Here is an 11,963-nt window from a genome sequence, read left to right as displayed (position 1 = left end):
CCCTTAGAAATTGTCAGTGGAGGTGAACACGCCGACCCGCAGGCCTTCGGCAGTGTAGATCTCGCGACCGTCGACGCTGACCGAGCCATCGGCGATGGCCATGTTCAGCTTGCCTTTCAGGACGCGCTTGATGTGAATGTTGTAAGTGACTTTCTTGGCGGTGGGTAGTACCTGGCCGAAGAATTTCACTTCGCCCGAACCCAGGGCGCGGCCACGGCCCGGCAGGCCCTGCCAGCCGAGGAAAAAGCCGACCAGCTGCCACATGGCGTCGAGGCCCAGGCAGCCTGGCATCACCGGGTCGCCTTCGAAGTGGCAGGCGAAGAACCACAGGTCCGGATTGATATCCAGCTCGGCGACCAATTCACCTTTGCCGAACTTGCCGCCTTCCTCGCTGATGTGGGTGATGCGATCGACCATCAGCATGTTCGGGGCGGGCAGTTGCGCATTACCGGGGCCGAACAGCTCACCGCGACTGCAGCGCAGCAGGTCTTCCCGGGTAAAGGCGTTTTGTTTGGTCATGCGAGCTCCTCAATAACCCCCTGCGGCAGGGGATGAATCTTCCCGGCCGGCCCGGAGCGCGTTGCATCCAGGGCGGCAGCCTACAGGTAGACTATTGCGTTGTGGTGAAAGTCACAGCGCACCTGGCAAAAGAAGTACAGGTGTGCACTGAAATGTTATTTTCAGGTCCGGCGGCGGTCCTGTCCAGTCCCTAAGACTGCCGCACTTTAGCATTTATCGCCAGCCGCAGCTGTCCGACCGGGTAGCCAGCGGCGCAAGATGCGCTGCAAGTCGGTGCGTTTGAAGGGCTTGCTCAGGTAATCGTTCATGCCGGCCGCCAGGCAGCGCTCGCGGTCACCCTCCAGGGCACTGGCGGTCAGGGCGATGATCGGCAAGCCCGCGCCCCTGGGTAACTGGCGAATACGCCGGGTGGCCTCGTAGCCGTCCATCTGCGGCAGGCGACAGTCCATCAGCACCGCGGCGAACGGCTGCTGCTCCACCAGGTCGACCGCCTGGGCGCCATCCATCGCCAGGCCGACCTCGAAGCCCAGGCTGCGCAGCATGGCTTCGATAACGCTCTGGTTGACCGGGTTATCCTCTACCAGCAGGATCCGTTCGCCAGCGCTGCCCGCCAGTGCCGGCAGTGCGCAGCCGCTGTCGAAGCCGGCCGGGGCGTTGGCCAGGGCCAGCGGCATTTCCAGGGTGAAGGTCGAACCCAGCCCTTCGCGGCTCTCGCCTCGCAACTGGCCGCCCATGCGCTCGGCCAGGGTGCGGGCGATCGACAAGCCCAGGCCGGTGCCGCCATAGCGCCGCGAGATCGAACTGTCGGCTTGCTGGAAGGCGACGAACATCGTTTCCAGGCGGTTGCTGTCGATACCGATGCCGGTATCGCGCACGGTGCAGGTGAGCCAGAGCAGTTGCGTGTCCAGCACCTGCCAGCGCGCCTCCACCGCCACCTCGCCGCGCTCGGTGAATTTCAACGCGTTGCCCACCAGGTTGAGCAGGATCTGGCGGATCCGCGTCGGGTCGCCCACCACCTGCAGCAGTTCGATGCCCGGCGGCAGTTGCAGGCGCAGGTCCAGGCCACGCTGCTGGGCACTGTGCTGGAACGACAGGACACTGCTGGTGACCAGCTCGCCCAGGTTGAAGTCGATATGCTCCAGCTCAAGCGTGGTGCGCTCGATCCGCGAGAAGTCGAGAATGTCGTTGATCACCTTCAACAGGTGCCCGGTGGACTCGCTGGCCACTGCCGTGTACTCGGCCTGCTCGCTGGTCATGTGGGTGGTCTCAAGCAACTGCAGCATGCCCAGAACACCGTTCATGGGCGTACGCAGCTCATGGCTCATCATCGCCAGGAAGTCGGATTTGGCGCGGTTGGCCTGTTCGGCCTCCTCGCGGGCCTGGATCAGCTGGCCCATAGCCTGTTGCTGCTCATGGGCGGCCTGGTCCAGGGCGCTGGCCAGGTTGTTGATGTGCCGCGCCAGGTGGCCCAGCTCGCTGTCATCGACCACCGGCAGCGGCGCGTTGAAATCGCCCTGCTGGATAGCCTTGACCGCATGGCCCATGTCGCTGATCGGCTTGGACAGGCTCATGGCCAGGCGCCGGGCCAGCAGGAAGGTGAACAGCAAGGCGAACAGGGCGAGGATCGCGGCCTTGATCACGATCTCCTGCTGGCGCTGGCTGAAGGCATCGTCGGACATGCCCACGATCACCCGCCCCAGGTAGTCGTCGCCGATGGCTGGCAGTTGCGGTTTGCCTTGCAGGAAGTCGTTGTCCAGGCGGATCTGCTGCAGGCGGATCGGTGCCTGGAACACTTCGACCCGTTGCGCGCGGTTGAGGCTTTCGTCCGGCTGCTCGACATACACCAGGATGTGGTTGCGGCTGTCCTGCACTTCCAGGAAGCGCACGTGGGGGATGCTCAGGGTGGCGCGCATCAACCCCTCGAGCACCTCGTTGTTGCCCGAGATCACCCCGTACTCGGAGGCCGGCGCCAGCTGGTTGGCGATCAGCTGGCCGGTGTGGTTGAGCTCCTGGCGCAAGTCCTGGATACGCACGAAGGTGAAGAAGCTGATCAGCAGCAGGGTCAGCAGCAGCGCGGGGCCGAGGCTGATGATCTGGGTGCGGGTGTGGATGTCCCAGCTCAGGCGCGTGCTCATGGGGTGGGTTCTCCTGCGGCCAGGGCCAGGGCGGCGGCGTCCGGGTCGATCGCCTCCAGCCCCAGCGAGCGGGCCACCTGCTGGTTACCGCTGACCCCGAAGTGTGCGGGGTACAGGCTGCGTGGCCAGCGTAGCGGGGGGAGTTCGAGCAACTGGTCGAGCACCGCCAGCCAGTCGTCCTGGTCGCTGTAGGTGCTGGCCAGGGCGCCGGCGCGGACGAAGCCGGCGTTCGGCCCGATCAGCGCCATCTGCCGGCCATAGCTGCTGAGCAGCACGTTCTTGGCCGATTTGGAGTTGTACAGTTCAGGGTCGTCCAGGCCCAGCAGCACGTCGCTGTTGGCCAGCAGGTTCTGCAAGGGGCGGCTGTCACGCAGGTCTGGCCAGTCCTCGGCGACGATCTCCAGCCCCAATGGCCGCGCGGCCTGGCGCAGCTCGTCGAGCAGGAAGCGGCTGTGCTCAGCGTACAGCACGCCGATCCGCCGGGCCTGCGGCAACAGGTAGCTGGCCAGGCGCAGTTGCCGGGCCAGCGGTGGGTCGCTCCACAGCAGGCTGAGGAACGCCGGTCGCGACTTTCCCAGGCGTTGCTCGGCCTGTACACGGCTGACCCGCATGGCCAGTGCCTGCGGGCCGGCGGCTTCGCCCAGGCGCCACTCCAGCGCCGGGGCATCGAGCAGGATCAGACGGGTATCGGCCTTCAACTGCCCCGGGCGGGGTAGCTGGGCGATGGTCTTGAACTGCACCTGGTCATGTGGGCGGCGCTGTGCCAGGGCGGCGACGAAGCTGCGAATGCCGGGCTGGTCCTCGGCACCCACCAACAGGATTTCACTGGCCGACAGCGAACCCAGGGGCAGGATGCACAACAGCAGCAGGCGCAGCAGCACGGCCATCAGAACGCCAGCTCCGCGCTGACGCTCAGGCGGTGGCGGCTGTCGTAGCGGTTCTGCTCGACCGTGACTGGCTCATCGTCCAGGCGCTGTTGCCACAGTGCGGCCAGTTCCAGGGTGCTGCCCTGGATCCTGAAGCGCTTGGCCAGGCGCAGGTCGACGCGCTCGTAGCGGTACTGGTTGAGGGCATCATCCCCGTAATAGAACAGTGCGCTGGACCAGCCCTGGCCCCATTCGCGCAGCCAGCCGGCCGAGCCGCTGTTGCGTGCCGACAGGCGCCGGTCGTTGGGGTTGCTGGCCCAGGCGTCGACATAGGCGTAGGTGACGCGCAGGCGGTCTCGTTGGCTGGCGCGCCAGTCGAACTGCGCCTCGCTGCCGCTGAAGCGGGCCTTGTTGGCGTTGCTGGCGATGAACTGGTTGTTCTTCAAAGGCTCGCTGATCATTCCGGTGATCTCGTCGTAGAACAGTTTCACATCCATGCTCAGGTCGATGTCGCTGAAGAAGCCGTTGTAGCCAAGCTCTCGCGAGCGCATGCGCTCCTGGTCGAGGTCGCCCGGGCCGCGGGTCTTGACGAAGTACTCGCCGTCCTGCAAACCGTAGCGGTTGGGGGTCAGGTTCTTGACCGTGTAGCTCCAGTTGACGTTGTTCTCGAACATGTCTGGCGAACGGATCGCCTCGGAATACACCGCCCGCAGGCCATGGCGTGGGGTGATCAGGTAGTTCACCGCCACGCGCGGGGTCAGCGAGCTGCCGGACAACTGGGTGTCCTCGAACATCGCGCCGCCCTGGAGTATCCAGTGTTCGTCGGCGCGCCATTCGAGCTGGCCGAACAGGCGCCAGGTGCGGTCGTCGAGGCTGCCGTTGAAGTACGTTTGCGAATCCGCCCGGTCGTAGCGGTAGTTCATGCCGCTGACCAGGCGCAGGCTGTCGGTCAGGCTCAGGGTGTCCTGGATTTCCAGGTCGAAGCGGGTTTCACGGGTGCTCTGGTCGACGTCGCCGCAGATGGTGTTGCGCCCACCGTTGGCCCACTGGTTGCGCACCTGGCCCATCAAAGTGCCGAGCACCGGATCGGTGGTGCTCGGCAGATTGCCGGTGAACAGGTTGCGCGCGACCTTCTCGGTGAAGTTCGGGTCGAGCTGCCACATCCGAGTCAGTTCCGGGCTGAATGCGATGGCGGCGTCGCAGGCGCGCCACACTTGCTGGCGGTCGAAGTGCTGCGCCGAGCCCTGTACATACAGGCTGTGCTCGGGGTTGAGGTCGATGTTCCAGCGCACGGAACCGGCGTAGTCCTTGGCGTTGACGTCGGCGTCGTTGCCGGCGCGGTAGTTGCCGAATACCGGCTGGTAGGTGTACGGGCGCTGGTTGCTGCCTTCTTTGGCTGCCAGCTGCCATTCCAGGGTCTGGTTCGGCGCCAGGGTGTGGCTGGCATTGATGTTGATGCGGTTGAGCCGGCGGCTGTCGCGATAGTCGCGGCCGAACTGGTCGCTGTCGAAGCCATCGTCCTGCTGGCCAGAGAACGACAGGCGCAGGTCGCCACTGTTCCAGCCAATGCCTTGGCTGGCGTAGTAGTCGTTGATGCCATCCTGGCCACGGGTCATCTTCAGCCGCGTACCATGGCTGTCGGCCGGGTTGCGGGTGAGGATGTTGACCACCGCCATCAAGGCGTTGGCGCCATAGCTGACGGTGTTGGGGCCGCGGAACACCTCGATGCGCTCGATATCTTCAAGGGCCACCGGGATATCGCTCCAGTCCACCGTGGCCAGGCCCGCGCGGTACACCGAGCGGCCATCGATCAGCACCTGCATGCGCCGGGCATCGCTGACATTGCTGCCGTGGTAGTTGACCGTCGGCTGGTTGCCGGCGCCATAGCCGATCATCATGCCCGGCACCAGGCGCAGCAGTTCGGGGATATCGCGGGCGCCGCTGGCACGGATCAGCTCGCCGTCGAGCACGGTCATGCTGCCTGGCACCGCGGCCGGGGATTGTTTCAGGCGTGTAGCGGTCAGAACCTGGGGCAGGTCCTGGTTGTCGATGAACAGGTCGTCGGCCATGACCGGGCCACCCAGCAGGGCAGTCAGCAGCATCAGGCGCGGGTAGGGGGGCGTGCCAGGGAACACGGTACGGCCTTGTTTCAGAAATGAATCAGGCATGTTAACCGACCGCACGGCTTTTGCCAGTGATCCGCTGCTGGCAAGTTGCCGCATCGCGAGGCACTGGTTCTGTAGCAGGTGGGCCGTATAATGCGCCAGTCGCCACTTACTTTATTGGTTAACGGATTGGATATGACTGAACAGCAACCTGTTGCAGTTCTTGGAGGCGGCAGCTTCGGCACCGCCGTGGCGAACCTGCTGGCAGAAAACGGCCACCCCGTGCGCCAGTGGATGCGTGACCCGGCGCAAGCCGAGGCGATGCGCGTCAACCGCGAGAATCCACGCTACCTCAAAGGCATCCGCCTGAAGGACGGCGTCGAGCCGGTCAACGATCTGCTTGCCACCCTGCAAGCCAGCGCGCTGATCTTCGTCGCCCTGCCGTCGAGCGCCCTGCGCAGTGTGCTGGCGCCCCACGCCGAGCTGCTGCGCGGCAAGGGCCTGGTCAGCCTGACCAAGGGCATCGAGGCACAAAGCTTCAAGCTGATGAGCCAGATCCTCGAAGAGATCGCCCCCCAGGCGCGCATCGGTGTGCTGTCCGGCCCCAACCTGGCCCGCGAGATCGCCGAGCATGCGCTGACCGCCACCGTGGTCGCCAGCGAAGACGAAGCCCTGTGCCAGCAGGTACAGACGGTTCTGCACGGGCGCACCTTCCGCGTCTACGCCAGCAGCGACCGTTTCGGCGTCGAGTTGGGCGGCGCGCTGAAGAACGTCTACGCGATCATCGCCGGCATGGCCGTGGCGCTGGGTATGGGCGAGAACACCAAGAGCATGCTGATCACCCGCGCCCTGGCCGAGATGACCCGCTTCGCCGTGAGCCAGGGCGCCAACCCGATGACTTTCCTGGGCCTGGCTGGGGTCGGCGACTTGATCGTCACCTGTTCCTCACCCAAGAGCCGCAACTACCAGGTCGGCCACGCCCTGGGCCAGGGGCTGACGCTGGAGCAGGCGGTCAGCCGCCTGGGCGAGGTGGCCGAAGGGGTCAACACGCTCAAGGTGCTCAAAGCCAAGTCCCAGGAGGTGGGGGTGTACATGCCGCTGGTGGCGGGCCTGCACGCCATCCTCTTCGAAGGCCGCACCCTCAACCAGGTGATCGAACACCTGATGCGCGCCGAACCCAAGACCGACGTCGATTTCATTTCCACCAGCGGTTTCAACTGAGCCCCAAGCGGCCCCGACAAGAGCAAGGAGCAAGACATGAACGATACCCCCGAGCGCGCCCAGCGCGAGTCGATCATCCTGCGGGTGCTGTGGATGCTGGTGTTCCTGGTGGTCTGGCAACTGGCCGAGCTGCTGCTGGGCGGCCTGGTGCTGGTGCAACTGATCTACCGCCTGATCTACGGCGCCCCCAGCGCCAGCCTCATGAACTTTGGCGACAGCCTCAGCCAGTACCTGGCGCAGATCGGCCGTTTCGGCAGCTTCCACAGCGACCAGAAACCCTGGCCGTTCGCCGACTGGCCGACCCCGCGTGCCCCCGAGGGCGAGCCTGCGCATGCCGTCGCCCCCGCGCCGCACCCGGTGCGTGACGAGGAACCCAAGCTGTGAAGCTCTGGGTGCTGCGCCACGGCGAGGCCGAGCCAAGGGCGAATACCGACGCCGAGCGGCGGCTCACCGCCCATGGCCGCGAGCAGGTACTGCGCAGCGCCGCGCACCTGCTCGGCCAACCGCTGCAAGCGATCATTGCCAGCCCCTACGTGCGTGCCCAGCAGACCGCAGCGCTGGTGCATGGCGCCCTGGGCTGTGTCGAGCCGGTGCGTACCGTGCCCTGGCTGACCCCGGACAGCGACGTGCAGCAGGTGATTGGCGAAGTCGAGCGCCTGGGGCTGGAACAGGTGCTGCTGGTCAGCCACCAGCCGCTGGTGGGTACGCTGGTGGGCCTGCTGGAGCATGGCCACGGCCAGCAACCGGCGCCCCTGAGCACTGCCAGCCTGGCCGAACTGGACGGTGACTGGCCACTGGCGGGGCTGATGACCCTGCGCGCCCTTCATCATTCGGCATGACCCCCGCAACTGATAGTTCTGCCAGTTGTTGCCCCTATCAGCCTCTTGCTAGCGTCTGTCTCAGGACGTGAATGTTTGGCTGGGCAAGGAACGAAGCAATGAGCGGGCTGAGGCGGGAGATGGTGTGTTCGGTCGGGCTGGAGTCGACCTTGGAGAAGGTACAGCGTGACAGGCTGCTGGATTTTGCGGAGTACAGCCTGTTGCGCGAATCCGCTGACGCCAAGCTCTATCAGTTGCGCGGGACGATACGTAAGCGCCAGGGCCTCGGCCCGACCAGCGCGTTCGAAGGAGAGGGGGAGCTTGAGGACCTTCTCGAAACCAGCCAGCGCATGGCGCACCTGCTGCAGAGCAGTTGCCTGGCGCTGCGCAGGCTCAAGCTCGAGCGCCATGAACATCAGCTGGCCAGTGATGCGCTCGAACATCAGCTGGCGTACATGCAGGCTTGCCTGCGCCGTGCGCTGGAAGGGTTCTAGACCTCAGGAATGACCTGATCACCCTTGGCGATGACCTATCCGGACGTTGCCGCTGCCTGCCGCCTTGCCGACAATGGGCCATCCTTCCCCGTGCAGAGCAGGCGGCCATGTCGCAGCAGATCTTCTTCGCCCACGCCAACGGCTTCCCCTCGGCCACCTACGGCAAGCTGTTCGCCGCCCTGGCGCCGGATTACCAGGTACGCCACCTGGCCCAGCACGCTCACGACCCGCGCTTCCCGGTGAACGACAACTGGCAGAGCCTGGTGGACGAGCTGTTGCATCACCTCGAACAGCAGAGTGCCCCGGTCTGGGGTGTCGGTCATTCGCTGGGCGGGGTGCTGCACCTGCATGCGGCGCTGAGGCGTCCGGAGCTGTACCGGGGGGTGGTGATGCTCGACTCGCCGGTATTGACCCGCGCGGACCAATGGCTGATCCAGGCCGCCAAGCGCCTGGGCTTCATCGATCGCATCACCCCGGCCGGGCGCACCCTGGGCCGGCGCGAGGCATTTGCCGACCGCGACAGCGCGCGCAGCTATTTCACCGGCAAGTCGCTGTTCCGCCACTTCGATCCGGAGTGCCTGGAAGCCTACCTGGAGCATGGCCTGGAGGAGGCCGACGGTGGCCTGCGCCTGCGCTTCGACCCGGCCACCGAAATCAGCATCTACCGCAGCATCCCCCATGTCAGCCCGGTGCCGCCGCGTCAGTTGCAGGTGCCGCTGGCGGTGGTGCGCGGCGCGCAGAGCCGAGTGATTCGCCGCCATCACGCACTGGGTGTGCGGGGCATGGCCCGGGGCGAGTACCACAGCCTGCCGGGCGGGCACATGTTCCCGCTGGAGCGCCCTCTGGACACCGCCAGCCTGATCAAGGGCCTGTTCGACCGCTGGAGCCAGGCATGAGCGCCCAGGTCGAAGAAGTCCGCCTGGCCCTGGGCCATATCGAACTGGCCGCGCACCTGTTCGGGCCTGCCGATGGCCTGCCGGTGATCGCGCTGCACGGCTGGCTGGACAACGCCAACAGCTTCGCGCGCCTGGCGCCGCAACTGAAGGGCTTGCGCATCGTCGCCCTCGACCTGGCCGGGCATGGTTATTCCGAACACCGCCCGGTTGGCGCTGGCTATGCGTTGGCCGATTACGCCCACGACATCCTGCGGGTTGCCGAACAGTTGGGCTGGCAGCGCTTCGGGCTGCTTGGCCACTCACTCGGGGCGATTATTTCGGTGCAATTGGCCGGTGCCTTGCCTGAGCGGGTGAGCCACCTGGCGCTGATCGATGGGGTGATTCCGCCGACCATCGCCGAACAGGACGCCGCCGAACGCCTGGGGATGGCCTTGCAGGCGCAGTTGCGCCTGGAGGGCAAGCGCAAGACGGTGTACAGAACGCTGGAGGAGGGTGTCGAGGCGCGCATGAAAGGCATGGTCGCGGTCAGCCGCGAGGCCGCTGAGTTGCTGGCTCAGCGTGGCCTGATGCCGGTGCCTGGCGGTTACAGCTGGCGCAGCGACAGCCGCCTGACGCTGCCATCGCCCACCCGCCTGAACCAGGCCCAGGCCATGGCCTTCGTCAAGCGCATAGCCTGCCCGGCGTGCCTGGTGGTGGCGGCCGACGGCATGCTGGCGCGCCACACGGCGCTGCTGGAGCAGCTACCCTTCGAGCAGATCACACTGCCGGGTGGCCATCACCTGCACTTGAACGATGAGCAGGGTGCGGCCCTTGTTGCAGACTGTTTCAATCGCTTCTTTGGCATTCCTTGACTTGCACCGGGCAAGTGTCGAGGCTTGGCGGGTTGAAAGGGAGACAACCATGTACATGCCAGACACTCACGTATACCAACCCCGTGGCCACGAGGGCTGCCGATGAGCGTACCCGCTTACGCCCGCAGCGCCATCGCCGCCTGCCTCGCCCTTGCCAGCCCCCTGCTGTGGGCCGGCGAGCTGCCCGTTCCCGCTGATGCCAAAGTCGTCGACCAGCGCCCCGCCGTGGAGCAGGAGCGGGTCTACCCCATGGGCCCACTGCGCAAGATCAGCGGCCGCCTGCGGGTCGACGACAAGGTCGAGAGCCGTGGCCAGGTCAGCTCGGTAACCTATGAACTGCCGGTCGAGCGCAGCGCCCGCGAGGCGTTCACCAGCGCCCGCGAGGCCCTGCAGGCAGACGGTGGTTACCCACTGTTCTGGTGCCAGGGCCGCGACTGCGGCGAAGCCAGCCTTTGGGCCAACGACGTGTTCGCCAACGCCCGGCTCAATGGCGGCGACGAGCAACAGGCGTTCATCCTCCTGCGCCGTTCCGCCGAAGAGGCCGACACACTGGTGGCGCTGTACAGCGTCACCCGTGGCAACCGCCGCGCTTATTTGCACGTCGAAGAGTTCGTTGCCGGCAGCCCGTTGGGCGACATCCTGCCCACTGCCGCCACGGTGCTGCGTGAACTGCGCGATACGGGCAAGCTCGACTACCCCGATCTTGCCGAGCCCCAGACCAACTGGGCCACGCTGCTGGCCCGCAGCCTCAACCTCGACAGCACCCTGCGCGCCAGCCTCAGCGGCAAGGGCGCCGAAGCCTGGCGCGAACAGCTGACCAAAGCCGGCGTGCGCAGCAGCCGGCTCGAGGTGGGTGACGCGCCCACCGATGGCCTGCACCTGGAACTGATCCGTTGAATGAGCGCGCCCATGGCCAACAATGACCGCCTGCTGGTCCAGATCCTGCTGCTGGCGCTGCTCGGTGCCGGGCTGTGGGTGATGGCACCGTTCATCTCGGCGCTGCTGTGGGGTGCCATCCTGGCGTTCGCCAGCTGGCCGTTGATGCGTTTGCTCACCCGCTTGCTGGGCGGGCGCGAGACACTCGCCGCCGCTGTGCTGACCACATTGTGGATCCTGGTGGCGGCGTTGCCGCTGGTGTGGCTGGGGTTCAACCTGGCCGACCATATCCGCGATGCCACCGCGTTCGTGCGTGACGTGCAGGTCGAAGGGCTGCCTGATGCACCGGCCTGGGTGGCGGGCGTCCCGTTCGTAGGGCCACGCCTGGTGGGCTGGTGGGAATCGTTCGACCAGCAAGGCACCGTCTTGCTGGCTTCGGCCAAACCTTATCTGGGCCAGGTCGGCAACTGGCTGCTGGCACGCAGCGCACAGATCGGCAGCGGGGTGCTGGAACTGACCCTGAGCCTGGTGTTCGTGTTCTTCTTCTACCGCGACGGCCCACGCCTGGCCGCGTTCGTGCACCGCCTGCTGCAACGGCTGGTGGGCGAGCGCGCCGAGTACTACGTCGACCTGGTGGCCGGCACCGTGCAGCGGGTGGTCAACGGCGTGATCGGCACCGCCGCCGCCCAGGGCCTGCTGGCGCTGATCGGCTTCCTCATCGCCGGGGTGCCGGGGGCGGTGGTGCTGGGCCTGGTAACCTTCATGCTCAGCCTGATCCCCATGGGCCCGCCGCTGGCGTGGATCCCCGCCACCGCCTGGCTGGTGTGGCAGGGCGAGTACGGCATGGCGGTGTTCCTCGGCATCTGGGGCACCTTCGTCATCAGTGGCGTAGACAACGTGCTCAAGCCCTACCTGATCAGCCGTGGCGGCAACCTGCCGCTGGTGATCGTGCTGCTCGGGGTGTTCGGTGGGTTGCTGGCGTTCGGCTTCATCGGTCTGTTCATCGGGCCGACGCTGCTGGCGGTGGGCTACAGCCTGTTGCTGGACTGGAGCCGCAATTCGGCGCAGCACACGCCCCAGCGCTGACACCGGTTCGCCGGCAAGCCGGCTCCTACGAATGGCCACCGTAGGAGCCGGCTTGCCGGCGAACCCATCGCTGATCTTTACGCTTTCTTTATGCCC

At 66.1% G+C, this 11,963-nt stretch carries 12 protein-coding genes; 8 read left to right on the top strand and 4 right to left on the bottom strand.

The window, feature by feature from the left end:
• Nucleotides 1-3 precede the first annotated feature (3 nt).
• From fabA to IX761_RS18280, 4 genes are all read right to left on the bottom strand, one after another.
• Nucleotides 4-519 carry a 3-hydroxyacyl-[acyl-carrier-protein] dehydratase FabA gene (gene fabA, locus IX761_RS18295; RefSeq protein WP_023631260.1) on the bottom strand — a complete coding sequence of 172 codons (516 nt, stop codon included), beginning with the start codon at nucleotides 517-519 and terminating at the stop codon, nucleotides 4-6.
• A gap of 206 nt (nucleotides 520-725) precedes the next feature.
• Entirely contained in the window at nucleotides 726-2,654 is a 1,929-nt protein-coding gene (locus IX761_RS18290; protein WP_194790973.1) for a response regulator, read from the bottom strand.
• Nucleotides 2,651-3,541, bottom strand: coding sequence for an ABC transporter substrate-binding protein (locus IX761_RS18285; protein WP_194790972.1), 891 nt, complete (start codon nucleotides 3,539-3,541; stop codon nucleotides 2,651-2,653). Before IX761_RS18285 ends, IX761_RS18290 begins: the two co-directional genes overlap by 4 nt.
• Entirely contained in the window at nucleotides 3,541-5,688 is a 2,148-nt protein-coding gene (locus tag IX761_RS18280; protein ID WP_194790971.1) for a TonB-dependent receptor plug domain-containing protein, read from the bottom strand. The genes IX761_RS18285 and IX761_RS18280 overlap by 1 nt, the downstream gene beginning before the upstream one ends.
• Before the next feature lie 132 nt (nucleotides 5,689-5,820).
• On the opposite strand from IX761_RS18280, the gene IX761_RS18275 reads away from it, so the two are divergent.
• The 8 genes from IX761_RS18275 to IX761_RS18240 all read left to right on the top strand — a co-directional run bounded on the left by IX761_RS18275 (nucleotide 5,821) and on the right by IX761_RS18240 (nucleotide 11,867).
• Nucleotides 5,821-6,846, top strand: coding sequence for an NAD(P)H-dependent glycerol-3-phosphate dehydrogenase (locus tag IX761_RS18275; protein ID WP_194790970.1), 1,026 nt, complete (start codon nucleotides 5,821-5,823; stop codon nucleotides 6,844-6,846).
• A 36-nt stretch (nucleotides 6,847-6,882) separates the two neighbouring features.
• Nucleotides 6,883-7,230 carry a DUF4389 domain-containing protein gene (locus IX761_RS18270; protein WP_194790969.1) on the top strand — a complete coding sequence of 116 codons (348 nt, stop codon included), beginning with the start codon at nucleotides 6,883-6,885 and terminating at the stop codon, nucleotides 7,228-7,230.
• Nucleotides 7,227-7,685 (top strand): phosphohistidine phosphatase SixA, encoded by a 459-nt coding sequence (sixA, locus tag IX761_RS18265; RefSeq protein ID WP_194790968.1) that lies wholly within the window; start codon nucleotides 7,227-7,229, stop codon nucleotides 7,683-7,685. The genes IX761_RS18270 and sixA overlap by 4 nt, the downstream gene beginning before the upstream one ends.
• A 98-nt stretch (nucleotides 7,686-7,783) precedes the next feature.
• Complete coding sequence (locus tag IX761_RS18260; RefSeq protein ID WP_194790967.1) at nucleotides 7,784-8,158, top strand: hypothetical protein; 375 nt, start codon at nucleotides 7,784-7,786, stop codon at nucleotides 8,156-8,158.
• A 107-nt stretch (nucleotides 8,159-8,265) separates the two neighbouring features.
• Entirely contained in the window at nucleotides 8,266-9,054 is a 789-nt protein-coding gene (locus tag IX761_RS18255) for an alpha/beta fold hydrolase (protein WP_194790966.1), read from the top strand.
• Entirely contained in the window at nucleotides 9,051-9,905 is an 855-nt protein-coding gene (locus IX761_RS18250; protein WP_194790965.1) for an alpha/beta fold hydrolase, read from the top strand. The genes IX761_RS18255 and IX761_RS18250 overlap by 4 nt, the downstream gene beginning before the upstream one ends.
• Before the next feature lie 102 nt (nucleotides 9,906-10,007).
• Nucleotides 10,008-10,802: a DUF4892 domain-containing protein gene (locus IX761_RS18245; RefSeq protein WP_194790964.1), complete on the top strand. Its 795-nt coding sequence runs from the start codon at nucleotides 10,008-10,010 to the stop codon at nucleotides 10,800-10,802.
• Nucleotides 10,803-10,814: 12 nt separating this feature from the next.
• Nucleotides 10,815-11,867, top strand: coding sequence for an AI-2E family transporter (locus IX761_RS18240; RefSeq protein ID WP_194790963.1), 1,053 nt, complete (start codon nucleotides 10,815-10,817; stop codon nucleotides 11,865-11,867).
• Nucleotides 11,868-11,963 lie beyond the last annotated feature (96 nt).

The sequence above is a fragment of the Pseudomonas sp. UFMG81 genome (assembly GCF_015354575.1).
In the GTDB taxonomy this organism is placed as follows: domain Bacteria; phylum Pseudomonadota; class Gammaproteobacteria; order Pseudomonadales; family Pseudomonadaceae; genus Aquipseudomonas.
The sequence above is the reverse complement of the archived record's forward strand: the minus strand, read 5'-3'. Positions and strand labels throughout refer to the sequence as shown.

What these genes read in the sequence shown, in the direction of transcription:
- fabA (WP_023631260.1), bottom strand. Translation starts at nt 519, where the DNA reads ATGACCAAACAAAACGCCTTTACCCGGGAAGACCTGCTGCGCTGCAGT.
- IX761_RS18290 (WP_194790973.1), bottom strand. Translation starts at nt 2,654, where the DNA reads ATGAGCACGCGCCTGAGCTGGGACATCCACACCCGCACCCAGATCATC.
- IX761_RS18285 (WP_194790972.1), bottom strand. Translation starts at nt 3,541, where the DNA reads ATGGCCGTGCTGCTGCGCCTGCTGCTGTTGTGCATCCTGCCCCTGGGT.
- IX761_RS18280 (WP_194790971.1), bottom strand. Translation starts at nt 5,688, where the DNA reads ATGCCTGATTCATTTCTGAAACAAGGCCGTACCGTGTTCCCTGGCACG.
- IX761_RS18275 (WP_194790970.1), top strand. Translation starts at nt 5,821, where the DNA reads ATGACTGAACAGCAACCTGTTGCAGTTCTTGGAGGCGGCAGCTTCGGC.
- IX761_RS18270 (WP_194790969.1), top strand. Translation starts at nt 6,883, where the DNA reads ATGAACGATACCCCCGAGCGCGCCCAGCGCGAGTCGATCATCCTGCGG.
- IX761_RS18260 (WP_194790967.1), top strand. Translation starts at nt 7,784, where the DNA reads ATGAGCGGGCTGAGGCGGGAGATGGTGTGTTCGGTCGGGCTGGAGTCG.
- IX761_RS18255 (WP_194790966.1), top strand. Translation starts at nt 8,266, where the DNA reads ATGTCGCAGCAGATCTTCTTCGCCCACGCCAACGGCTTCCCCTCGGCC.
- IX761_RS18250 (WP_194790965.1), top strand. Translation starts at nt 9,051, where the DNA reads ATGAGCGCCCAGGTCGAAGAAGTCCGCCTGGCCCTGGGCCATATCGAA.
- IX761_RS18245 (WP_194790964.1), top strand. Translation starts at nt 10,008, where the DNA reads ATGAGCGTACCCGCTTACGCCCGCAGCGCCATCGCCGCCTGCCTCGCC.
- IX761_RS18240 (WP_194790963.1), top strand. Translation starts at nt 10,815, where the DNA reads ATGGCCAACAATGACCGCCTGCTGGTCCAGATCCTGCTGCTGGCGCTG.